Raw genomic sequence first — 22,453 nt, forward strand, 5'->3', positions numbered from 1 at the left:
CGTCGCTGCCGGCATGGCCGATCCGGTAACACCGCCACCGGCGGAGGTGATCGCGGCCGACGTCGCCCGCGCCCTGGCCGAAGACCTCGGCAGTGGAGACGTGACCGCCGCCCTGCTGCCTGACGCGGCCGACAGCGCCTACCTGCTGTGCAAGGAGGACGCGGTGATCTGCGGACGGCCGTGGTTCGATGCCTGTCACCGCGCGCTCGACCCACAGGTGCGGATCGACTGGCGCATCGCCGAGGGCGGTCGCGTCGGCAAGGGCACCGTGCTGGCCACCTTGCAGGGCCGCGCGCGGGCGCTGGTCAGTGCCGAGCGCGCCTCGCTCAACTTCCTGCAGACCCTGTCGGGCACCGCCACCACCACCGCGGCCTATGTCGAGGCCGTGCGCGGGACGAAGGCGAAAATCCTCGATACCCGCAAGACCCTGCCCGGCCTGCGCCTGGCGCAGAAGTACGCGGTGCGTGTCGGCGGCGGCGTCAACCACCGCATCGGCCTGTTCGACACGGTGATGCTGAAGGAAAACCACGTCCGCGCAGCCGGCTCACTGACCGCGGCGATCCGTGCGGCCCGGGCGATGCATCCGGCCTTGCCGCTGATCGTCGAGGTCGAGTCGATCGCCCAGCTCAAGGAAGCCCTGGCCGAAGGCTGCGACCGCATCCTCATCGATGACTTCGATGCCGCGATGCGCCGCGAGGCCGTCGCCATCGCCCACGGCGCGCCGTTCAACGGGGCGACTCCACTGGAGGTGTCCGGTGGCGTCGACATGACCACGCTGCGTGCGATCACACAGGACGGCGTCGATTGCATCTCGATCGGCGGCCTGACCAAGCACGTGCACGCGATCGATCTGTCGCTGAAGCTGGGCCCCCCGCCCTCGGCCTGACCACGAGGCCGGCCGCATACGGGCCGTGCCGATCAACGCAGCACGGCCACCCCGGCAATCGCGGCCACCGCCAGCACGGCCGCCGCCACCCAGTGCCAGCCCGCGCGCGAATGCGTTTTTCCGGCGGCTCGCACCGGCTTTGCCACGATCTGCACCGGCGCGCCCTGCGCAGAGGTCACCAGGCGGAAGCGCAGGGTATCGAAACCGATTTCGTCGCCTACCCGCACCTCGCCGCGCAGCACGCGCTGGCCATTGATGAAACTGCCATTGCTGGAGCCCAGGTCTTCCAGCAGCAAGCCGGATTTGGTCGGCAGCAGACGGGCGTGCACGCGCGACATGCCCGATGCCTCCAGGCGCAGCCCGCACTCGCTGCCGCGACCGACGGTCAGTACGCCGAACACCGGGGCATTGCGCCCGGCCACCTCCGGCGACGCGCCGCGCAGCACGAAGCGCGGCAACACCGCACGCACTGCCGTGACGCCAGGGTCGTCATTGGCCGAATCCGGTACTCGGCCGACAGGACCGCCCTGACGACGCACCGCCGGCGCAGGCCCGAGGGCTGCCAATTGTGCCTGTACCTGGTCGAACCCGACGCTGTCACCGGGCCGCAACGCAATCAGCCCGGCGACCTGGCGACCATTGACACTCATGGTCGTGCCGTGCGGCACGTCCAGCATCACGCCCTGCGCGGTGACGTGCAGCAGGCAATGCTGCGGTAACACGCCGGGGCGGTTGATGACGACAGTGGAATCCGGATCCGAGCCGACGCGGTTGACACCATGGCCCAACAATACCTGCGGGTGTTCGCCACCCGGAAAGACAAGTTTCACGCCGGACCTGCCCCCCCGAAGCGCATGCCCTGGAACCGTAGAACCACTTGCGGCAAACGCAACATGCCGCCACATTATTTGCATGCCGACTTTACTGATCCTGATGATCGTCGCTGCGATGGTGTTCGCATTCTGGAGCGCGGGCCGCGCTGCCGCCGAACGCGCCGAAGCCGTGGGCCGCGATGCGTGCAAGGCCGCGGGCGTGCAATGGCTGGACCAGAGCGTGCATGCGATCGGCATCCGCCTGTGCCGGCACGACAACGGCTGGCTCGGCTGGGAGCGCACGTTCCGCTTCGACTACTCGCTCGATGGCGAAGACCGGCACGTGGGCCGGTTGGTGCTGCGCGGCGATCGGTTGATCGCTTTCAGCGGCCCGGTCACGCGGGCGCCGGTGCAGTTGCACTGACGCGCGGTGCGCGTGGACCAACGTCGCCGGATCCCCGCCTACGCGGGGATGACGTCATGGCAAAGGCACTGACGCGTTGCGCCAGTGCGCCATGACGTCACTTGACGATGCGCAGGTGGCCACCGCGACGCGGCGTTGGGGTCGGCGCCTGCGGGCCGTCGTCGTCGCCCTCGGGAACGGATTCGTTCGGCACCGCGCTCAGTGTCACCGTGCCGGTGTCGCCGTTGTCCTCGAGGTCCGCACCGCCCTCACCCGCCGCTGCATGCACGTCGTCCGGCAACGCCATGCCCTGGCCGGTCTCGCGCGCGTAGATCGCCAGCACCGCCTGCACCGGTACCGACACCGGATGGCTGACACCGCCGAAGCGGGCGCTGAAGCGGATCAGGTCGTTGCCCATTTCCAGGTGGGACACCGCACGCTCGGCGACATTGAGCACGATCTTGCCGTCCTTGACCGCATGCACGGGCACCTGCACGTTGGGACGCGTGGCATCGACCAGCAGGTGCGGGGTCATGCCGTTGTCGGCAATCCATTCGTACAGCGCCCGCAGCAGGTACGGGCGGTGGCTGGTCATCGGCGTGCTGTCGTCACTCATGGCGACAGTTTAGCGCCGCGCGATCACAGTGGATGCGCAATCGCCTCCTGCAAACGCAAAGCGGGCCGTTCAGGCCCGCCGATGGTGCGATGAAGGCAACACACCTCAGACCGGCAGGTCGCGCAGCTTGCGTTCCTGTTCGGTCAGGCTGCGGGTGAACCCCGGGTTGCGGAAGATGCGGTTGCCGTAGTCCTCGATCGCCTTGCCGTCCTTCGGCAACGGCACGCCGAGCGCGTCCAGACGCCAGATGATCGGCGCCATGGCGCAGTCGGCCAGACTCATCTCGGGATTCAGGAAGAACTTGCTGGCCTTGAACAGCGGCACCGAGGCGGTGAGCAATTCCTTCAGGCGCTTGCGGCCGGCCTCGACCTGGGCCTTGTTGCCGAGCTGGATCGCCTGCACCTGCGGCACCCAGTCGTGCTCCAGGCGCAGCATGGCCAAGCGCAGGCGCGCGCGCGACAACGGATCGACCGGCATCAGCGGCGGGTGCGGGTAACGCTCGTCGAGGTATTCGCTGACCACGCTGGCCGCGTACAGCACCAGCTCGCGCTCGACCAGGGTCGGCACCGAGTGGTACGGGTTGAGATCGACCAGGTCTTCAGGCGGGTTCTGCGGGTCGACCGGGATCAGGTCGTAGGTGACGCCCTTGGCCGCGAGCACCAGCCGCACGCGGTGGCACAGCACGCAATCGTTCGACGAAAACAGGGTCAGGGCATTACGCATACGTGGGCTCGCCGCCATCATCGACCTCTCCAGCAACCGGAATCCGCCAGTCGCAAGACGCCACCCACCCCGTGTGGACGGTCGTCACGGCCTCGAGCAACAGTCCCGCCCCGAACATCGAGAAACCCGCACAGGCCGTGCGGGTTTCCAGGCGATGCGCTGCGATCAGTGCTTGTCCACGTCGCGCCAGTACTCGATCTTCAACAGGTAGGCGAGGAACGTGAAGGCCGCCAGGAACAGGATCACCCAGACGCCCATGCTCTGGCGCTTGAGGGCGGCCGGTTCGCCGGCGTACTCGAGGAATGTGGTGATATCACGCACCGCCTGGTCGAAGCCAGGGCCGTCCAGCTTGCCGGGCTGGGCGATCTTGAGGCCGTGCACCGGACGATCGCCGGTGGCCTTGTCGGGCTCGCCGTATTCGGCGTGCTGCAGGCCCTGCAACTCCCACAACGGGTTAGGCATCGAGGCGTTCGGGAACAACTGGTTGTTCCAGCCCAGCGGCCGCGACTCGTCGAGGTAGAACGACTTGAGGTAGGTGTAGAGCCAGTCGCTGCCACGCACGCGGGAAATCACGCTCAGGTCCGGCGGCATCTTGCCGAACCACTGGTTGGCATGCTCCGGGGTGAGGCTGACCTGGATCTGCTCGCCGAACTTGGCGCCGGTGAAGTTGAGGTTGCTCATCACCTCTTCTTCGCTCAGGCCCAGGTCCTCGGCGATGCGCGAATAGCGCAGGTACTTCAGCGAATGGCAGCCCGAGCAGTAGTTCATGTACAGCTGGGCGCCGCGCTGCAGCGACGCGCGGTCGCCGAGGTCGACGCCGGACTGCAGCAGGTTGCCACCGCCGGCAGCGAAGGCGCTGGCCGAAACCAGCAGGCCGGCAACGAATGTGGCGAGCTTCTTCACGATATGCATCTTCTGGACGGAGCGGCGGTTGCGTTCGTGGCCTGGGGCAATGAGGTCAGTCATGCATCGTCACCCGTTCCGGCACCGGCTTGGTCTTGTCGAGCTTGGACCACACCGGCATGGTGATGAAGAAGGCGAAGTACAGGAAGGTCAGCACGCGACCGATGACGGTCTCGACCGGGTCGGTGCCCGGGCCGGCGCCGATCTTGCCGAGCCAGACGAAGGACACGGCGAACATCAGCAGCAATGCCCACGACAGCTTGCCGCGGTAGCGGTACGACTTGACCTTGCACTTGTCGAGCCACGGCACCAGGAACAGGATCGCGATCGCGGCGAACATCACGATCACGCCGCTGAGCTTGTGCGGGATCACGCGCAGCATTGCGTAGTACGGGGTGTAGTACCAGACCGGCTTGATGTGCTCCGGCGTCACCAGGCGGTTGGCCTCGGTGAAGTTGTCATGCTCCAGGAACCAGCCACCGAAGGCCGGCGCGAAGAAGATGACGAACGCGCAGATGGTCAGGAAGAAGCCGACGCCGAACAGGTCCTTCACCGTGTAGTACGGATGGAACGGGATACCGTCCTTCGGCTTGGTCGCATCCCAACGGTTGCCCTTCGGGCCGTACTTGATGTCGACGCCGTCGGGGTTGTTGGAACCGACCTCGTGCAGCGCGCCCAGGTGCAGCACGACCAGCAGCAGCAGCACCAGCGGCAGCGCGATCACGTGCAGAGCGAAGAAGCGGTTGAGGGTGGCGTCGCCGGGCAGGTAGTCGCCCATGATCCACTCGGTCAGGCCGTTGCCGATCACCGGGATCGCGCCGAACAGCGAGATGATCACCTTGGCGCCCCAGAACGACATCTGACCCCACGGCAGCACGTAGCCCATGAAGGCTTCGGCCATCAGCACCAGGTAGATCAGCATGCCCAGGATCCACACCAGCTCGCGCGGCTTCTGGTACGAGCCGTACATCAGGCCGCGGAACATGTGCAGGTACACGACGATGAAGAACATCGACGCGCCGGTGGAGTGCATGTAGCGGATCAGCCAGCCCCACTCCACGTCGCGCATGATGTATTCGACCGACGAGAACGCTTCGGCCGCGGACGGCTTGAAGTGCATCGTCAGGAAGATGCCGGTGACGATCTGGTTGACCAGCACCAGCAGGGCCAACGAGCCCATGTAGTACCAGAAGTTGAAGTTCTTCGGCGCGTAGTACTCGCTCATGTGCTTGCGGTACACCGGCATCATGCCGGGTGCGCGTGCATTGACCCAGTCCCAGACGCCGTTGGCGGTGCGGGCAAAGATGTTGGCCATGACTTACGCCGCTCCCTTGGTCGACTGCGAGGGATCCACGCCAATCACGATCGTGGTGTCGTTCTCGTAATGGTGCGGCGGCACCAGCAGGTTGGTCGGTGCCGGCACGCCCTGGAACACGCGGCCGGCCATGTCGAAGCGCGACTTGTGGCAGGGGCAGAAGTAGCCGCCCTTCCACTCTGGGTCGAACGGCTCGGGGCGGATCTCGGCCTTCATTTCCGGCGAGCAGCCCAGGTGGGTGCACAGGCCGACCAGCACGGAGATCTCCGGCTTGATCGAGCGCGCCTCGCCGGTGATGTACGCCGGCTGCTGGTCCTTGTTCTCGGACTTGGGATCGCGCAGGTGGCTGTCCAGGGTCGGCAGCACGTCGAGGATCGTCTTGGAACGCTTGACGATCCAGATCGGCTGGCCGCGCCACTCGAGGACCAGGCGCTGGCCTTCGCCGAGCGCGCTGATGTCCGCGCTCACCGGCGCACCGGCAAGCTTGGCCCGCGAGCTCGGATTCCAGGACTTGATGAACGGCACTGCCACAAACCCGGCCCCGACCGCGCCGACCACAGCAGTGGTCGCAGTCAGGAACCGACGGCGGCCCTGGTTGATAGGATCATTGACCCCTTGGTTGGCCATCCGGCACTCCGCAAAGCTGAATTCGAAGTTTCACCGCGAAGCCCGCGCCACTGGCGACGGCTCGCGGCTCAAAAGACGGGGAAGTGTAACGGAACGGTTAACGGCCCGACAATCCGCTGATGTTGCAAAACCCGTCGGAAAGGCGGCCCTGCTGCCTCCGCCGGGGCCCGAGGCCCTCAGCGGACCACGCTGGTCGCGCCGCGGTAGCGCTCGGCCAGCACCGCGACGCGCTGCACGTAACGCTGGGTTTCGTTGTACGGCGGCACGCCCTTGTACTTGTCGACCGCGCCCTCGCCGGCGTTGTAGCCGGCCGCGGCCAAGGTGAGGTTGCCGTTGAAGCGCTTCAGCAGCCAGGCCAGATATTGCACCCCGCCCTGGATGTTCTGGGCGGCGTCGAAGGCGTTGCCGACGCCGAAACGGCGCGCGGTCGCCGGCATCAATTGCATCAGCCCCTGCGCGCCGACCCGCGACAGCGCGTTGGGGTTGTAGGCCGATTCGGCGTGGATGATCGCGCGCACGATCGCCTCGTCGACGCCGTGCTGGGCGGCGGCGGCGGCGATTTCGGCACGGTAGGCCTCGGTGTTGAGGCGGACCGAGCCGAAATTGACCCCGGGCCGGGCCGAACAGGCGTAGCAGGACTCCATGTAGCGGTACTTGATCGTCCGCAGCGCCGAGGCATTGGCCACGCCCTGCGGGCGCTTGCTGGAGTAATGGCGGACGCCGTCCTTGATGTAGGAATAGACCTGACCCTGCACCAGGCGCCGCGGTTGCGCCCCTGATGTGGCCGCGGGCGATGGTGCAGCTACTACTGTCGGAGCCGTCGCGGTGGCGGCCGTGGCCATGAACGTCGCCGGCGGGTTGGCATGGATCGAGGCCGGCGAGCCAGCCACGGGGCTGGCGGATGTCGCGTTGCCCATGGCCTTGGCTGGTGCGGGCTGGTGCCCTCCCCGCCCCTGACTGACGACCGTGCATGTGGCCCCGGGCACGCGCTTGCTGACATAGCTGCGCGCACCGTCGGCGCTGTCGCACCGATACAGGGCATCGGCCACGGCCGGCGCAGCGGCCAGCAGGCAAACGATCCCCAACAGCAGCGAGCCCCCCCTCATTGACGCGAGTGTGTCCTCTCCCCCCGGGTGTTCACAAGTCCTTGATTGGCTTGGCTGCTGCGAAACGTGACCCGCGCCCGTTCGCGGCGGGAGCCGTCGCGCCGACTTCGGGCTCGAGGGTCGGCGCCCACCCTCGGTCGGGCCGGGGTCAGCGCGCCACCGTGGCGTCGCGGTAGCGCTCGGCCAGTTGCGCCACGCGCTGCACGTAGCGCTGGGTTTCGCTGTACGGCGGCACGCCCTTGTACTTGTCGACCGCGCCCTCGCCGGCGTTGTAGCCGGCTGCGGCCAGGACCAGGTTGCCGTCGAAGCGCTTGAGCAGCCACGCCAGGTACTGCACCCCGCCGCGGATGTTCTGGCGGATGTCGAAGACGTTGGCGACGCCGAAGCGGCGCGCGGTCGCCGGCATCAGCTGCATCAGCCCCTGTGCGCCGACCCGCGACAACGCATTGGGGTTGTAGGCCGATTCGGCATGGATGATCGCGCGCACCACGGCCTCCTCGACCCCGAAGTCGAGGGCTGCCGCGGCGATTTCGGCGCGGTAGGCCTGGGTGTTGAGGCTGACCGTGCCGAAATCCACGCCCGGCCGCACGGAACAGGCGTAACAGGTTTCCATGTAGGCGTATTTCAGGGTGCGCACCGGACCGATGTTGGCCAGGCCTTGCGGCCGCTGGCTGCTGTAACGGACCACGCCGTCGAGCACATACGAGTAGATTTCCCCTTGCGCCACGCGCATCGGAGTACGGACTGCCGGCGCAGAAGCATCGCCGCCGGCATTGGACACCGCACCCGCCGGATCCGCCATCGCCCCTTCCGCCGGCCCCGGCGGAGCGGCCGCCGGCGCCACCACCCGCGCCCGGGGCGCCTGGCCACCCGAAGCCAGCTGGACCGATGGCGGTACCAGTGGACGACGCCCCTGATAGACATTGCCCTCGGCGCAGCGCGCGCCCGGCACGCGGCGGTTGCCATAGCTGCGGCCGCCGTCGGGACGGTCGCAGCGGTACAGGGTCTCGGCCGCTGCCGGCACCGCTGCCAGCAGACAGACCAGCCCCAGCAATGGCCACCTTCCCCTTGCGGGCATACCGGTTTCCCTGACTACACGGACCTCACCTGTCCGCCTTCGCACTGACAAACGCGGTGCGCGCCCGTGCCCGGCCCCGGCCCGGTACACTGGCGCCCTTCCGGCGCGGATTAACCGCCGCCCCTCCCGGACCGCCCCATGACCGATACGACCTCTGCCGCGCTCGCGGCGAACACGCCCGCGACCGCCCCGGTCGTTGCCAAAAAGCTCTTCATCGAGACCCACGGCTGCCAGATGAACGAGTACGACTCGGCCAAGATGGCCGACGTGCTCGCCGCCAGCGACGGTCTCGAACTGACCACACAAGTGGAAGAAGCCGACGTCATCCTGATCAACACCTGCTCGATCCGCGAGAAGGCGCAGGAGAAGGTGTTCAGCCAGCTCGGCCGCTGGAAGCAGTTCAAGAAGGCAGGCCGGCCAGTGGTGATCGGCGTCGGCGGCTGCGTGGCGTCGCAGGAGGGCGAGGCGATCGTCAAGCGCGCGCCCTACGTCGACCTGGTGTTCGGCCCGCAGACATTGCACCGCCTGCCCGAGTTGATTCAGGCCCGGCGCGAGACCGGCCTGCCGCAGGTCGACATCAGCTTCCCCGAGATCGAGAAGTTCGACCGCCTGCCCGAGCCGCGCGCCGAAGGCCCGAGCGCGTTCGTGTCGATCATGGAAGGCTGCAGCAAGTACTGCTCGTTCTGCGTGGTGCCGTACACCCGTGGCGAGGAGATCAGCCGGCCGTTCGAGGACGTGCTGGTGGAAGTGGCCGACCTCGCTGCGCAAGGCGTGCGCGAGGTCAACCTGCTCGGCCAGAACGTCAACGCCTATCGCGGCCCCATTGCACCGGCCGAGGACGGTGGCGAGGCGGAGGTGGCCGACCTGGGCCTGCTGATCCGCGCCATCGCCGAAATCGAAGGCATCGGCCGCATCCGCTTCACCACCTCGCATCCGCTGGAGTTCTCCGACTCGCTGGTCGAGGCGTACCGCGACGTGCCCAAGCTCGCCAATTACCTGCACCTGCCGGTGCAGGCCGGCAGCGACCGCATCCTGTCGGCGATGAAACGCGGCTACACCGCGCTGGAGTTCAAGCAGAAGATCCGCAAGCTGCGCGCTGTGCGGCCGGACATCTGCGTGTCGTCGGACTTCATCGTCGGCTTCCCCGGCGAGACCGACACCGACTTCGACAAGACCATGAAACTGATCGAGGACGTCGGCTTCGACCAGTCGTTCTCCTTCATCTACTCGCGCCGCCCCGGTACGCCGGCCGCGGACCTGGAAGACAGCGTCACCAGCGATGAAAAACATGCACGCCTGTCACGGTTGCAGGCGCACATCAACGCGCATTCGCGGTCGATCTCCGACGCGATGGTCGGCAGCGTGCAGAGCGTGCTGGTCGAACGACCGTCGAAAAAGAACCCGAACGAGCTGACCGGCAGGACCGAGAACATGCGCTCGGTGAACTTCCCGGGCCATGCGCGCCTGATCGGCCAGTTCGTCGACGTGGTCATCACCGAGGCGATGAGCAATTCGCTGCGTGGGCGCGTGGCGGTGGCGGACGAAGCGACGGCCTGAGGTTGCTGGAGTCGTAATGACCGCCCGCATCGACCGCGACACCCTTCTGTGCATGTCCCTGTCCGCGCGCCCGGGCAATTTCGGCACGCGCTTCCAGAACTACCTGTACGAGGCGCTGGACCTCAACTACGTCTACAAGGCGTTCACCACCGGCGACCTGGCGGCGGCGATCGGCGGCATCCGCGCGCTCGGCATCCGCGGCTGTGCGGTCTCGATGCCGTTCAAGGAGGCCTGCATCCCGCTGCTCGACGAGATCAAAGACTCGGCAGCGGCGATCGATTCGGTCAACACCATCGTCAACGACGACGGCTTCCTGATCGGCTACAACACCGACTACACCGCCGTGACCCAGCTGATCCGGCAATACGGCGTGTCGCCGCAAACGCCGCTGGCGCTGCGCGGCAGCGGCGGCATGGCCAAGGCCGTGGCCTGCGCGTTGCGCGATGCCGGTTTCGGCCAAGGGCACATCGTCGCGCGCAACGAAGCCAGTGGGCGCCGGCTGGCGCAGACTGCCGGCTTCGCCTGGACGCCGGACAGTGTCGGACTCGACGCCCGGCTGTTGATCAACGTGACGCCGATCGGCATGGAAGGCCCTGAGGCTGAGCGGCTGGCTTTCAGCGAAGCGGAAGTAGCCGTCGCTGATGTGGTGTTCGACGTGGTCGCACTGCCGGCGGAAACCCCGCTGATCCGGTTGGCGCGGCAGCTCGACAAGCCGGTCATCACCGGCGCCGAGGTGATTGTGCTGCAGGCGGTGGAGCAGTTCGTGCTGTACACGGGCGTACGGCCGGACGACGCACTGGTCGCGCGCGCGGCGGCGCACGCACTGGGGTAAGCGGTTTTCGGACGCCGCGCGCACTCAGGAAGACCCGGGTACGCTCCGCTTACCCGGGCTACGACGCCATTACTTCGCGACCCGGTATACCGCCTTGCCGTCGACGTAGGTCGCCTGCACGGTCAGTTCGCGCAGCTTCGCCGGCCCGATCGCGAGCGGGTCCTGCGCCAGGATCACGAAGTCGGCGCGCTTGCCGACCGCCAGACTGCCCACTTCGTTTTCCGCGAAACCGGCATAGGCCGCATCCAGCGTGAAGCCGCGCAGCGCCTCGAACACGGTCAACTTCTCCTGCGGATACCAGCCACCGACCGGCAGGCCCTGCGCATCGGTACGGGTGACCGCAGCAAACAGGCCCAGACGCGGGTCGACCGATTCGACCGGGAAGTCCGATCCCAGCGCCAGCCGTGCACCGCTGTCGCGCAGCTGTCGCCAGGCGTAGGCGCCGACGATGCGCTGCGGGCCGACGCGGTCCTGCGCCCAGGGCATGTCACTGGTGGCATGGGTCGGCTGCATCGAGGCGATCACGTGCAGCGCCGCCAGTCGCGGCAGGTCCTGCGGCGCGAGGATCTGCGCGTGCTCGATGCGCCAGCGGTGGTCGCCCTGCGCGGCGCTGCCCAGCGTATTGGCGTAGGCGTCGAGCACGACCTCGTTGCCGCGGTCGCCGATCGCATGCGTCGCCACCTGCACGCCGCATCCCTTGGCCTTGACGACCGCGGCTTGCAGCGCTTCCGGCGACGACATCAGCAGGCCGCGGTTGCCGTGGTCGTCGCTGTAATCGGCCAGCATCGCCGCACCGCGGCTGCCGAGCGCGCCGTCGGCGTACAACTTGACCGTGCGCATCTGCAGGCGCCCGTCCCGGTGCCGGTACAGACCGCCGCGGCACAACTTGTCGAGCGCATCGCCGTCGCCGTAGGCCATCGCGGTGATGCGCAGCGGCAGTGCGCCGCGATCGGCCAGGCGCTGGTAGCGCTGCAGTTCGGCCAGCGACACCCCGGCGTCGTGCACGCCGGTCAGGCCGTGCTCGACCGCGGCCCGCATGCCCAGCACCAGCGCGCGCTCGGCGGTGGTCTCGTCCAGCGGCGGCTGCGCCGCATACAGCAACTGCATCGCCGCGTCGATGAAGATGCCAGTCGGGCGGCCCTGGCCATCGCGCTCGATGCGACCGCCCTCGGGCTGCCAGTCGCCGGACAGGTCGCGCTTGACCGCGCGCATCGCCGCGCTGTTGGCCCAGCCGGCGTGGCCGTCGATGCGATCCAGCCAGACCGGGCGGTCGGGGAACGCGGTGTCGAGGTCGGCCGCGGTCGGAAAGACCCTTTCCGGCCAGTCGTTCTGGTCCCAGCCCTGGCCGACCAGCCAGGCACCGGCCGGCAGGCCCTTGGCGAAATCACGCAGGCGTTGCAGCACCTCGTCCTTGCTGCGCGTATCGACCAGCTTGGCACTGAGCTGGGCCAGCCCCAGCCCGGAGACGTGGGCGTGCGCGTCGATCAGCCCGGGGATCACGGTCGCGTCGCCGGCATCGAGGCGCGCCGCCTTCGGGTAGCGCTTGAGCAGTTCGGCGGTGCTACCGAGCGCGACGATGCGACCGCTGTCGTCGAACGCCAGCGCCTGCACCTTCGGCTGGGCGGTATCGACGGTGTGGATCCTGGCGGCGCTGAGCACCGTCACCTGTGCCGCCACCGCGTGGCCCGACATCGCGATCAGCAGCGTCGCGACCATCCCCGATCCGATCCTGTGCATTGCGCCTCCCCGGCCTCAAGCGAAGTCCGGACTGTGCGCAAAGGTGGCCGCGCAGGCAAGTGCGGCGACCGGGAAGCACTGCGCAATTCAATCCAGCCGCTTGCGGAAGCGCGAGATCGCCAACGTCATCATCACCGCGGTGAAGGCCAGCAGCGCCAGCACGTCCGGCCACAGTTCCAGCAAGCTGGCTCCACGCAACATCACCCCGCGGATCAGCCGCAGGAAATGCGTCAGCGGCAGCACTTCGGCCAGCCATTGCACGACGCGCGGCATGCCGGCGAACGGGAACATGAAACCCGACAGCAGGATCGACGGCAGGAACACGAAGAACGTCATCTGCATCGCCTGGAACTGCGACTGCGCCTTGGTCGATATCAGCAGGCCCAGCGTCAGGTTGGCCAAGATCAGCAGCACCGCCGCCAGGTACACATCGAGCACGCTGCCGCGGATCGGCACCTCGAACAGCCACACGCCCAGCGCCAGCACCACGGTGGTCTGGATCAGGCCGATCGCCGCGTACGGCAGCACCTTGCCGATCATCAGCTCCGAGCGCGACACCGGCGTGGCGATCAGCAGCTCCATGTTGCCGCGCTCGCGCTCGCGCACGATGGCGACGCCGGTGAACAGCACCATCGTCATGGTCAGGATCACGCCGATCAGGCCCGGCACGATGTTCACCGCCGAGCGCCGCTCCGGGTTGTAGAACGTGACCACGCTGACCGGCCCGCCGCCCTGCCCGGGGCCGGCCTTCAGTGGCGCGGTGTTGCTGCTCGGGCGCGGGTCCAGTGGCAGCTGCGCCAGCTGGATCGCCGCGCTCTGCACCACGGTGTCGCTGCCGTCGACCAGTATCTGTACCGCCTCGCGGCCTTCGAAGCGGCGACGCTCGAAATCCGGCGGGATCACCACGCCGATGCTGATCTCGCCACGGCGCAGGCGCTCCATCAGTTCCCGTGGCGTGGTCGCGCTGACGGTTGGCTTGATCACGCCGGTGGCGACCATGTCCATCACCACCGCGCGCGAGGCGGCGCTGTTGGCCTGGTCGGCGATGCCGGTCGACAGCCCACGCAGGTTGAGGTTGATGGCGTAGCCGAACAGCACCAGCTGCATCACCGGGATGCCGACGATCATCGCCAGCGTGATGCGGTCACGGCGCATCTGCCGCAGTTCCTTGAGCACGATCGCGAACAGCCGGCGCAGGCTCATGCCGCCCGCTCCTGCGCGCGCTCGTTGTCGCGGCCCCGTGTGGCGGAGACGAACACGTCCTCCAGGTTCGGATGCGAGGCGGACACCTCCGCCTGCAGGTCCGCCTGCGCCAGCAGGCGCTGCAGCCGCGCCGCCGTATCGCCGTCGCGATCGGTCAACACGCGCAAGGTGTTGCCGATCTGCGCGACGCTGAGCACGCCCGGCGCGTCGACCAGCAACTGCTGCGCGCGCCGTGGCTGCGCCGCCAGCACCTCGACGGTGCGCCCGGCGAGCGCACCCGTCAGCTCGGCCGGGGTGCCGTCGGCGACCAGCGCGCCGCGGTCGAGGATGGCGATGCGGTGACAGCGCTCGGCCTCGTCCATGTAGTGCGTCGACACCAGGATGGTGGTGCCGGTGTCGGCCAGATCAAACAACTTCTCCCAGAAGTCGCGACGCGACTCCGGATCGACCGCGCTGGTCGGTTCGTCCAGGAACAGCAACTCGGGCTGGTGGATCACCGCGCCGGCCAGCGCCAGCCGCTGCTTCTGCCCGCCGCTCATGGTGCCGGCAAGCTGCTGCTGCCGGTCCTGGAAGCGGTATTGCACGAGCAGTTCGTCGATGCGCCTGGCCGCCTGCGCCTTCGGCATGTCCTGCACCGCGGCCAGAAATTCCAGGTTCTCGCGCACGCTCAGGTCCTCGAACAGCGAGAACTTCTGCGTCATGTAGCCGATGCGGCGACGCAGCGCCTCGGCCTGCTCGGGGATGCGCAGGCCGAGCACCTCGGCCTCGCCCTCGCTCGGCGTCAGCAGGCCGCACAGCATGCGGATGGTGGTGGTCTTGCCGGAGCCGTTCGGGCCGAGGAAACCGTAGACGTGCGCGCGCGGCACGGTCAGGTCGACATGGTCGACCGCGACCAGCGCGCCGAAGCGCTTGGTCAGGTTGCGCGCGCGGATCGCCGGGGCGGCGGCTTCGCTCATTGCGCGAACTCGACCCGCACCGGCAGGCCCGCCGGCAATTGCATGGCGTCCGAGCCGGTCAGGGTGACTTCGGCGAGGTAACTCAGCCGTGCCGCGTCCTTGCCGATCAACGCGTAATACGGGGTGAAGCTGGGCTCGCTGCGGATCATGCGCACGGTGCCGTCCAGCGCCTGCTCGCGGCCGTCGACGAACACGTGTGCGGACTGGCCGACGCGGACGCTGGCGCGGATCGGCTCGGGTACGTACACGCGTGCGTACGGCGCATCGCCGACCAGCAGCACCGCCAACGGCGCGCCGACCGGGGCCTGGTCGCCGAGCCGGTACGGCAGGCTGTCGACGACACCCGCGCGCGGCGCGGTGAGGTCGAGTTTGTCCAGCGTCACCGCCTGTGCCGCGGCCTGGGCCTTGGCGGCCGCGACGGCGGACTCGCCCTGGGCGATCTGCTCGCGGCGGGTGCCGCGTTCGAGCTCGAGCAAGGCCGCCTGCAGCGCCCGCACCTGGGCATCGACATGGCCGGCGGCCGCGCGGGCACGGTCGACGTCGGCCGCCGCGACCAGACGCTGCCGGCCCAAGGGCTGCAGGCGTGTGTAATAGGCACGTGCATCGGCCGCTTGCGCCTGCGCTGCGGCCAGGTTGGCGCGGGCCTGGGCGATGTCCTCGCTGCGCGGACCGGTCCGCAACTCGTCGAGCACGTCGTCGGCCTGCTTCGCCTGTGCCTGCAGCGCCGCCAGTTGCGACTGCGTGCGTGTCACTTCTAGTTGCAGTAGCCGCGCGCCGGCCTGTACGCGCTGGCCTTCGCGCACGTCGATGCGGACGATCTTCTCGGCGGCCGGCGCGGGCAGCGCGACGCGGTCCCATTCGAGCGTGCCCAGAGCCTGCGGCCGGTCGTCACCGCAACCGGACAGGGCCAGTCCGAGCACGATCGACCCGGTCCAGCGCCAGCTGCGTTTCGTCTGCGGGCTTCGGTGGTTCGCAGTCACGTTCACCTCCAGGTTCAGTCGCGGCGCAGGCCGCGATCGAGCAACGCCAGGGTGTGCCGGCGCAGCGTGTCGAAATCGAGATCGTCGGCCTGCAGCATGCGCCGCCAGATCGGCGCGCCAGCGGCCGGGAACAGGGTCAGGCCGATCAGCGAGACCATCAGCAGGCGCGGGTCCAGGTCCTCGTTGAGCTCACCGCGCGCCTGTGCCTGGGCAAAGCGCGACGCCATCATCTGCGGCAGTTGCGGACCAATCCGCTCGAACAGCACGTCACGCAAGGCGCCGCCCTCGCACAGCACCTCGCGCACCCACAGCGCCGGCAGCCACGGGTGCTCGGCGACGAGCCGGCCGATGCCCTGGACGAATGCCGCCACCAGCCCGGCGACATCGTCGGTGCGCAGCAACGGCTCACGCAGTTGCATGAACACCGGCAGGATGCGCTCGGTGATCACCGCTTCCTGCAGCTGCGCCTTGTCGCCGAAGTAGTAATGCAGCAGGGCCGGATTCACGCCGGCTTCGGTCGCGATGCTGCGCAGCGGCGTGGCGGCGATGCCCTGCCGGGTGAAGCACGCGATGGCGGCATCGAGCAGGCGCTCGCGCAGGTCGGGGCTGTCGGCGCCGGGGCGACCGGGGGCACGCTTTGCGACGGGCTTTGTGACCGGTTTGACAGCCTTGGCGGCACTGCCGCGCGGCGCGGAAGGGGCGGAACGGCTCATGGCCAATATTTAATTCACTGATGAATTAGTTGCAAGATCTTGCCGACGGGCGGTCCTGGCCAATCCTAGAACCACGGCCGGCCCAGTCTTGCCGCCCGCGTCGGCAACGCCGGCCCGGGCAGGCTGTTCTATCGTGCCCACTCACGCACCTCACCTTCCTGCCGTGCCCAACCCTCCTCGCGATAATCCACTCCGCCGTTTTGCCCTGAGCCTGTGGTTCTGTGGCATCGGCGCCCTTGGTTTCATGCGGTTCTTCCAGCGCGGCTTTCGCCACGACCATTTCTCTGCCGATCTGTCGACCTGGCTGTGGTTGATCGGCGCCACGGTGGTGAGCTGCATCGGCTTGGCACTGTTCATTCGCGCGCTGCGTCCGCGCAACGCGTCCCGATAAAGGTCGCCTCGACCCGGACAATGCCGGCTCGCGCAGCGTGGCCGCCCTTTGCGAAAAGCGCCACGCAGGCGCAAGCTGATCGCCCCCACGCGCGATCGCGCGCGCTCATGGAAGACAGCCTCCCCCGATGCCTGCACGTACGACCTCCGAATTCGTCCTCGAGCCCGCGCAAACCGAACGCCTGGCCAACCTCAGCGGCCCCTTCGACGGCCACCTGCGCCTGATCGAATTGCGCCTCGGCGTCGAGATCGCCAACCGCGGCAACATATTCCGCGTCGTCGGTCCGCAACTCGCGGTCGGCAAGGCCGAGAGACTGCTGCGCTCGCTGTGGCAGGAAGCCGACGAAGAAACCCTCGACGAAGCGGCCATCCACCTGCGTTTGACCGAAATCGACGGCGAGCCGACGGTCAACGACGACGTCGAACCGCAGGAGGTCGCGATCCGCGTCAAGCGCGGCACGATCCGCGGACGCGGCGCCAACCAGGCCAGGTACCTGCATGCGATCGCCACCCACGACATCAACTTCGGCATCGGCCCGGCCGGCACCGGCAAGACCTTCCTCGCCGTCGCCAGCGCGGTCGAGGCGCTGAACGAGTCACGCGTGCAGCGGCTGATCCTGGTGCGACCGGCGGTCGAGGCCGGCGAGAAGCTGGGCTTTCTGCCCGGCGATCTCACCCAGAAGGTCGACCCCTATCTGCGCCCGCTGTACGACGCGCTCTACGAGATGCTCGGCGTCGAGAAGGTGGTCAAGCTGCTGGAGAAGAACGTCATCGAGATCGCGCCGCTGGCCTACATGCGCGGACGCACGCTTAACGATGCCTATGTGATCCTCGACGAAGCGCAGAACACCACGATCGAGCAGATGAAGATGTTCCTGACCCGCATCGGCTACGGCAGCACCGCCGTGGTCACCGGCGACATGACCCAGGTCGACCTGCCCAAGCACCAGAAGTCCGGCCTCAAGGACGCACTCGACGTGCTGCGCAACGTCAACGGCATCAGCTTCACCTTCTTCGAGGCGCGCGACGTGGTCCGCCATCCGCTGGTGGCGCGCATCGTCACCGCCTACGACGCGCGCGACGCGCAAGCCACGGCCACCGGCCCGGCTACCTGAGCGATGACACCATGACCAAAGGCCCTGTCCGTCTTGACGTGGCGATCAACTACGCCGTGCCGCGCACCGGCATTCCCGCAGCGGTGAGCTTCCGCAAGTGGGTGGCCGCGGCCCTCGACAGCCGCATCCGCGAGGCCGACCTGGCCATCCGCATCGTCGGCACCAAGGAAGGTCGCGCGCTCAATCGCCACTACCGTGGCAAGGATTACGCCACCAACGTGCTGAGCTTTCCCGCGGACCTGCCGGAGGGGCTGCCCAAGGGCGTGAAAATGCCCTTGCTCGGCGACCTGGTGATCTGTGCACCGGTGGTCGCGCGCGAGGCCAAGGAACAGAAAAAGCCGCTGATCGCGCACTACGCGCACCTCACCGTGCATGGCGCCCTGCACCTGCTGGGCTGGGATCACGACGACGAGACCGACGCGATCTGCATGGAGCAGCTCGAACGCGAGATCCTGGCCTCGCTTGGCATCGCCGACCCTTACCGCGACTGAGCGCAACACTGCGCCCAGCCGCGGCAGACACTCACAGGCAATCGACCAGGCCGTCGTAGATCGAGCGGTTGCCCCCGGGAAGCGGCGCGTACAACGGTGATTCAACCGTCAACGACCCCAGCAGCGCCTCGATCGTGGTGCGCGCCGGCAACGGCGTCGGGCAGCGCCAGACCCGCGGCTGCACCACGATCCGGCCGGTGGCGGGGTCGATCTCCTCGTTGCTGGCGGCGAATACCCACAGACAGCGCCCGATGCGTCCATTGACCTGATCGACCGAGCATTGGTAACGCAGCGACTCGATGTTGCTGTAGTCACCTTCGCAGAAGGTATCGCCGCAGATGGCATCGAAGTCGTCGCGCAGTCGCGAGCGCAGCAGGTACCAGGCTTCGATCTCGGCATCGGTGCGCAGGTAGGACGACACGTCGACATGGGGACCGGCCGTGGTCGCCGACACCGCGCCGGCTGAGCCGGCGGACAGCATTGCCAATCCTGCCGCCAATACGTGCAAGTGCAGTCGCATGATTCCTCCTTGAACTTGAAAGTGTGATCGGTGTCGCCGCATGGCTCCCATGCTTCACGACGTGTCGCCAGCGTGAAGCGACGCGGCAACGTCCACCATGGGCACAGCGCTCGACCTGTGTGCGGGAATCGCCGCACGGAGGCCCAGGGAATTTCCGACAGAGGCGGCACTTCGGCCACTGCGCCAGGCTGCAGCCACCCGGCCCCGCATCCGCGCTAAACTGAGCCAGACGCCCATCCCCCCGGGCATCCTCTAGAACACAATGTCCGAGGACGACAGTAGTAACTCCCATACGTCGGAAGCCCAGGAACGGCGGCCGCACGAGAAACCGCGCTCCTGGCTCGAACGCATCAGTTCGGCGCTGTCCGGCGAACCCACCACCCGCGAGGACCTGGTCGAGCTGCTGCGCGATGCGCAGGCCGACGGCCTGATCGCTGCCGACACGCTGCGGATGATGGAAGGCGCCATCGCGGTCTCCGACCTCACCGTCGGCGACGTGATGATCACGCGCTCGCAGATGGTCGTGCTGCCGGCCGATGGCAAGTTCCTCGACCTGATGAAGCAGGTGGTCGAATCGGGGCACTCGCGCTTCCCGGTGCACGGCGAGGACAAGGACGAGATCCTCGGCGTGCTGCTGGCCAAGGACCTGCTGCGCGGCGTGGTCGCCGACAACGGCCCTGGCAGCATCCACGAGCTGCTGCGCCCGGCGGTGCTGATTCCCGAATCCAAGCGTCTGGACGTGCTGCTGCGCGAGTTCCGCCAGTCACGCAACCACATGGCGATCGTGATCGACGAGCACGGCGGCGTCGCCGGCCTGGTCACGATCGAGGACGTGCTGGAGCAGATCGTCGGCGAGATCGACGACGAGCACGACGACGCCGAAGACCCGAATGCGCTGATCGCGGCGCAGGCCGACGGTCAGTTCGTGGTCGATGCGCTCACGCCGATCGCCGACTTCAACGAGCGCTTCGGCGCCGATTTCGACGACGACGAGTACGACACCATCGGCGGCCTGATCACTGCCGCCATCGGCCACTTGCCCGAGGCCGGCGAGGAGTTGACCCTCGGCCGCTTCGTGTTCCGCGTATCCGGCGCCGATGCGCGCCGTGTCCACGCCTTCCACGTCGGTGTGCTCAGCGATGCCTGAAGCTCTGGTGGCAGGGCTTCGGCTCCGTAGGTTTCCTCTGGCCCACAGCTTGATGCGACTGCTCGCGGTGTGCCTGTTGTGGCTGACCGCGGCCAGCGCGCTCGCCGCCACGCCGCGCATCGGCATGGTCACGATGCAGCCCGGCGAGATCTTCTTCGAGCGCTTCGGCCACGATGCGATCGTGGTGGTCGACCCCCAGACCGGTGCGGCCACCTCGTACAACTTCGGCTTCTTCGACCCCGGCGAGCCGGACTTCATCGCCCGCTTCGTCCGCGGCGACATGCGCTACCGACTGGCGGCGTTGCCGTTCGAGCAGGACCTGGCGATGTACCGCGAGGAGGGCCGCGGTGTCAGCGTGCAGTGGCTCGACCTCGACGACGCCCAGGCGCGGGGCCTGGCCGACGCACTGGCCGAGAACGCGCTCCCCGAACACGCCCACTACCGCTACCAGTACTTCGACGACAACTGCTCCACCCGCGTGCGCGACGCCATCGACCGCGCCCTCGGCGGCGGCCTGCGTCGCCAGATCGAAGGCCGCTCGCACGGGGCCACCTACCGCAGCGAGGCGGTGCGCCTGGCGTCGCCGGCGTGGTGGATGTGGCTGGGCTTCGACATCGGCCTGGGCCCGGCTGCCGACCAGCCGCTGCCGGTGTGGGCCGAGTCCTACGTGCCGATGCGCCTCGCCGCCGCACTGCGCGAAGTCAAGAACACGCAGGGCCGGCCGCTGGTCCGCGAGGAACAGGAACTGCTGCCGCATCGCATCGCGCCGGAACCGACCGAGGCACCGGTGCGGCTGTGGCCGTGGGCGCTGGCTGGCCTTGCGATCGGTGTCGGCGCGATCTGGCTCGGCGGTCGCCGCACGCGCATGCTGGTGACGCTGGCGCTGCCGTTGTGGACGCTGGCCGGTGCCCTGGGCGCGCTGATGCTGTTCATCTGGCTCGGCACCGATCACCGCTACGGCTGGGCCAACCACAACCTGCTGCTGCTCAATCCGCTGTGCTGGCTGCTGCTGCCCGGCGCCTGGCGGGTGCTGCGCGGGCGTGCCGCCGGTCCGTGGTTCGCGCGCATCCTCGGCGCCATCGTCCTGCTCGCGGTGATCGCGCTGTTTGCGTACTGGCTGCCGGTGTACCCGCAACGCAATGCACACTGGGTCGCGCTGCTGCTGCCGGCCCATGCCGGCCTCTGGCTCGCCCTGCGCAAGCGCTGACGGCTTGCCCACGCCGAGCGGCGCGGGCACGATGCCCGGCATGAAGGATCCAACCCTGCCCCAGTGCGTGATCAACTGCGCGGTCTACAGCCGCGACGGCCAGCGCCGTGACATCAGCCTCGATGCCATCAGCGACGCGCTCGCGGTCGACGACGGCAGCTTTGTCTGGGTTGGCTTGTACGAGCCCGACGAGGGCATCCTCGACAAGCTGCAGGAGGAGTTCAACCTGCACGACCTGGCCGTCGAGGATGCACAGAACGCGCACCAGCGACCGAAGATCGAGAGCTACGGCAACTCGCTGTTCATCGTGGTGCACACCGCGCAGACGGTCGACAGCCACATCCGCTTCGGCGAGACCCACCTGTTCGTCGGACCTCGCTACCTGGTGACCGTGCGCCACGGCGCCTCGACCAGCTACGCCCCGGCGCGTGCGCGCCTGGAGCGCGAGTCCGAGGACATGGTGCACGGCCCCGGCGCGGCGCTGTACATGGTGCTGGACCTGATCGTCGACAACTTCGCGCCGATCGTCGAAGAGTTCAGCCAGGACCTGATCGAGCTCGAGCAGGATGTCTTCGCAGAGGACTTCCGCAAGGACACCGTCAAGAAGCTCTACGAGCTCAAGCGCGAGCTGACCCGGTTGCGCATGGCGGTGTCGCCGCTGCAGGACATCCTCGGCCAGCTGGCTCGCGCGCGTACCACCCTGATCGACGAGGAAAGCCAGCTCTACTTCCGCGACGTGCTCGACCACGCCGTGCGCATCAACGAGACCACCGACACCCTGCGCGAGATGCTGACCGCGGCGATGAGCGTGAACCTGTCGCTGGTGACGATCCGCCAGGGTGAAGTGGTCAAGCGCCTGGCTGGCTGGGCCGCGCTGTTGGCCGCGCCGACGCTGATCGCCAGCTGGTACGGCATGAACTTCGTGCACATGCCCGAGTTGCCGGGCCGTTACAGCTATTACATCGTGATCGGCGTCACCGTACTGGTCTGTACCGTGCTGTTCCGCGTACTGCGGCGCGCCAAATGGTTGTGAGCGTGCCGCACCACCGCCCGTCGGCTTAGACCAAAGTCGCAGTCGTTATTGCGCACTGCGCATTGACCCGGCGCGTCCGCTGGCGCGACCCTTCGGTGATCCA

Annotated in this window: 24 protein-coding genes; 10 read left to right on the plus strand and 14 right to left on the minus strand. The window is 68.0% G+C overall.

Annotated features, from left to right (window positions below; all coding sequences use genetic code 11):
• Positions 1–13: 13 nt before the first annotated feature.
• Positions 14–886 carry a carboxylating nicotinate-nucleotide diphosphorylase gene (gene nadC / locus ACFOLC_RS03740; protein ID WP_386757974.1) on the plus strand — a complete coding sequence of 291 codons (873 nt, stop codon included), beginning with the start codon at positions 14–16 and terminating at the stop codon, positions 884–886.
• Positions 887–918: 32 nt separating this feature from the next.
• Here the strand turns inward: nadC and ACFOLC_RS03745 are convergent, their stop codons facing one another.
• On the minus strand, positions 919–1,716 hold the full coding sequence (locus ACFOLC_RS03745; RefSeq protein ID WP_386757629.1) for an FHA domain-containing protein: 798 nt from the start codon (positions 1,714–1,716) through the stop codon (positions 919–921).
• Positions 1,717–1,798: 82 nt separating this feature from the next.
• On the opposite strand from ACFOLC_RS03745, the gene ACFOLC_RS03750 reads away from it, so the two are divergent.
• A complete protein-coding gene (locus ACFOLC_RS03750; RefSeq protein WP_386757631.1) occupies positions 1,799–2,122 on the plus strand; it encodes a DUF3301 domain-containing protein in 324 nt (107 codons plus the stop codon).
• Positions 2,123–2,219: 97 nt separating this feature from the next.
• On the opposite strand, the gene ACFOLC_RS03755 is transcribed toward ACFOLC_RS03750, so the two are convergent.
• From ACFOLC_RS03755 to ACFOLC_RS03785, 7 genes are all read right to left on the minus strand, one after another.
• Positions 2,220–2,717, minus strand: coding sequence for a ClpXP protease specificity-enhancing factor (locus ACFOLC_RS03755; RefSeq protein ID WP_386757633.1), 498 nt, complete (start codon positions 2,715–2,717; stop codon positions 2,220–2,222).
• A gap of 105 nt (positions 2,718–2,822) precedes the next feature.
• On the minus strand, positions 2,823–3,458 hold the full coding sequence (locus tag ACFOLC_RS03760; protein ID WP_386757635.1) for a glutathione S-transferase N-terminal domain-containing protein: 636 nt from the start codon (positions 3,456–3,458) through the stop codon (positions 2,823–2,825).
• A gap of 147 nt (positions 3,459–3,605) precedes the next feature.
• A complete protein-coding gene (locus ACFOLC_RS03765) occupies positions 3,606–4,352 on the minus strand; it encodes a cytochrome c1 (RefSeq protein ID WP_386757976.1) in 747 nt (248 codons plus the stop codon).
• Positions 4,353–4,398: 46 nt separating this feature from the next.
• The gene (locus tag ACFOLC_RS03770; RefSeq protein WP_386757637.1) at positions 4,399–5,658 is read right to left on the minus strand and encodes a cytochrome b; all 1,260 of its coding nucleotides are present in this window, start codon (positions 5,656–5,658) and stop codon (positions 4,399–4,401) included.
• Between the two features lie 3 nt (positions 5,659–5,661).
• Positions 5,662–6,285: a ubiquinol-cytochrome c reductase iron-sulfur subunit gene (gene petA / locus ACFOLC_RS03775; RefSeq protein WP_386757639.1), complete on the minus strand. Its 624-nt coding sequence runs from the start codon at positions 6,283–6,285 to the stop codon at positions 5,662–5,664.
• Between the two features lie 176 nt (positions 6,286–6,461).
• Positions 6,462–7,391 carry a lytic transglycosylase domain-containing protein gene (locus ACFOLC_RS03780; RefSeq protein ID WP_386757641.1) on the minus strand — a complete coding sequence of 310 codons (930 nt, stop codon included), beginning with the start codon at positions 7,389–7,391 and terminating at the stop codon, positions 6,462–6,464.
• A gap of 148 nt (positions 7,392–7,539) precedes the next feature.
• Positions 7,540–8,469 carry a lytic transglycosylase domain-containing protein gene (locus ACFOLC_RS03785; protein ID WP_386757643.1) on the minus strand — a complete coding sequence of 310 codons (930 nt, stop codon included), beginning with the start codon at positions 8,467–8,469 and terminating at the stop codon, positions 7,540–7,542.
• Positions 8,470–8,607: 138 nt separating this feature from the next.
• Between ACFOLC_RS03785 and miaB the strand changes: the two genes are divergently transcribed.
• Together miaB and ACFOLC_RS03795 are read left to right on the plus strand one after the other, a co-directional pair.
• Positions 8,608–10,026 (plus strand): tRNA (N6-isopentenyl adenosine(37)-C2)-methylthiotransferase MiaB, encoded by a 1,419-nt coding sequence (miaB, locus tag ACFOLC_RS03790; RefSeq protein WP_386757645.1) that lies wholly within the window; start codon positions 8,608–8,610, stop codon positions 10,024–10,026.
• Between the two features lie 16 nt (positions 10,027–10,042).
• Positions 10,043–10,858, plus strand: coding sequence for a shikimate 5-dehydrogenase (locus ACFOLC_RS03795; RefSeq protein ID WP_386757647.1), 816 nt, complete (start codon positions 10,043–10,045; stop codon positions 10,856–10,858).
• 69 nt (positions 10,859–10,927) lie between these two features.
• Here the strand turns inward: ACFOLC_RS03795 and ACFOLC_RS03800 are convergent, their stop codons facing one another.
• The 5 genes from ACFOLC_RS03800 to ACFOLC_RS03820 form a co-directional block, all read right to left on the minus strand.
• Positions 10,928–12,574: an amidohydrolase gene (locus tag ACFOLC_RS03800; protein ID WP_386757649.1), complete on the minus strand. Its 1,647-nt coding sequence runs from the start codon at positions 12,572–12,574 to the stop codon at positions 10,928–10,930.
• A 108-nt stretch (positions 12,575–12,682) separates the two neighbouring features.
• Positions 12,683–13,798: an ABC transporter permease gene (locus ACFOLC_RS03805; protein ID WP_386757651.1), complete on the minus strand. Its 1,116-nt coding sequence runs from the start codon at positions 13,796–13,798 to the stop codon at positions 12,683–12,685.
• Positions 13,795–14,730 (minus strand): ABC transporter ATP-binding protein, encoded by a 936-nt coding sequence (locus ACFOLC_RS03810; protein ID WP_386757978.1) that lies wholly within the window; start codon positions 14,728–14,730, stop codon positions 13,795–13,797. The genes ACFOLC_RS03805 and ACFOLC_RS03810 overlap by 4 nt, the downstream gene beginning before the upstream one ends.
• Before the next feature lie 20 nt (positions 14,731–14,750).
• Positions 14,751–15,734 (minus strand): HlyD family secretion protein, encoded by a 984-nt coding sequence (locus ACFOLC_RS03815; protein ID WP_386757653.1) that lies wholly within the window; start codon positions 15,732–15,734, stop codon positions 14,751–14,753.
• A gap of 14 nt (positions 15,735–15,748) precedes the next feature.
• Positions 15,749–16,447 carry a TetR/AcrR family transcriptional regulator gene (locus tag ACFOLC_RS03820; protein WP_386757655.1) on the minus strand — a complete coding sequence of 233 codons (699 nt, stop codon included), beginning with the start codon at positions 16,445–16,447 and terminating at the stop codon, positions 15,749–15,751.
• Between the two features lie 244 nt (positions 16,448–16,691).
• On the opposite strand from ACFOLC_RS03820, the gene ACFOLC_RS03825 reads away from it, so the two are divergent.
• The 3 genes from ACFOLC_RS03825 (at position 16,692) to ybeY (ending at position 18,443) form a co-directional block, all read left to right on the plus strand.
• The gene (locus tag ACFOLC_RS03825; RefSeq protein WP_386757657.1) at positions 16,692–16,838 is read left to right on the plus strand and encodes a hypothetical protein; all 147 of its coding nucleotides are present in this window, start codon (positions 16,692–16,694) and stop codon (positions 16,836–16,838) included.
• A gap of 127 nt (positions 16,839–16,965) precedes the next feature.
• Entirely contained in the window at positions 16,966–17,952 is a 987-nt protein-coding gene (locus tag ACFOLC_RS03830) for a PhoH family protein (RefSeq protein WP_386757659.1), read from the plus strand.
• Between the two features lie 11 nt (positions 17,953–17,963).
• Positions 17,964–18,443 carry an rRNA maturation RNase YbeY gene (gene ybeY / locus ACFOLC_RS03835; protein ID WP_386757661.1) on the plus strand — a complete coding sequence of 160 codons (480 nt, stop codon included), beginning with the start codon at positions 17,964–17,966 and terminating at the stop codon, positions 18,441–18,443.
• A 31-nt stretch (positions 18,444–18,474) separates the two neighbouring features.
• On the opposite strand, the gene ACFOLC_RS03840 is transcribed toward ybeY, so the two are convergent.
• On the minus strand, positions 18,475–18,963 hold the full coding sequence (locus tag ACFOLC_RS03840; RefSeq protein WP_386757663.1) for a hypothetical protein: 489 nt from the start codon (positions 18,961–18,963) through the stop codon (positions 18,475–18,477).
• A 262-nt stretch (positions 18,964–19,225) separates the two neighbouring features.
• On the opposite strand from ACFOLC_RS03840, the gene ACFOLC_RS03845 reads away from it, so the two are divergent.
• From ACFOLC_RS03845 to corA, 3 genes are read left to right on the plus strand one after another with little or no spacing between them, the layout of a single operon-like run.
• Positions 19,226–20,110, plus strand: a complete 885-nt coding sequence (locus ACFOLC_RS03845) for an HlyC/CorC family transporter (RefSeq protein ID WP_386757665.1) — start codon at positions 19,226–19,228, stop codon at positions 20,108–20,110.
• 52 nt (positions 20,111–20,162) lie between these two features.
• Positions 20,163–21,317, plus strand: a complete 1,155-nt coding sequence (locus ACFOLC_RS03850) for a lipoprotein N-acyltransferase Lnb domain-containing protein (RefSeq protein ID WP_386757667.1) — start codon at positions 20,163–20,165, stop codon at positions 21,315–21,317.
• A 31-nt stretch (positions 21,318–21,348) separates the two neighbouring features.
• Positions 21,349–22,350: a magnesium/cobalt transporter CorA gene (gene corA / locus ACFOLC_RS03855; RefSeq protein WP_386757669.1), complete on the plus strand. Its 1,002-nt coding sequence runs from the start codon at positions 21,349–21,351 to the stop codon at positions 22,348–22,350.
• The last annotated feature ends 103 nt before the right edge of the window (positions 22,351–22,453 follow it).

This window comes from Lysobacter cavernae, assembly GCF_042648505.1.
GTDB classification, from domain to species: domain Bacteria; phylum Pseudomonadota; class Gammaproteobacteria; order Xanthomonadales; family Xanthomonadaceae; genus Lysobacter_L; species Lysobacter_L cavernae.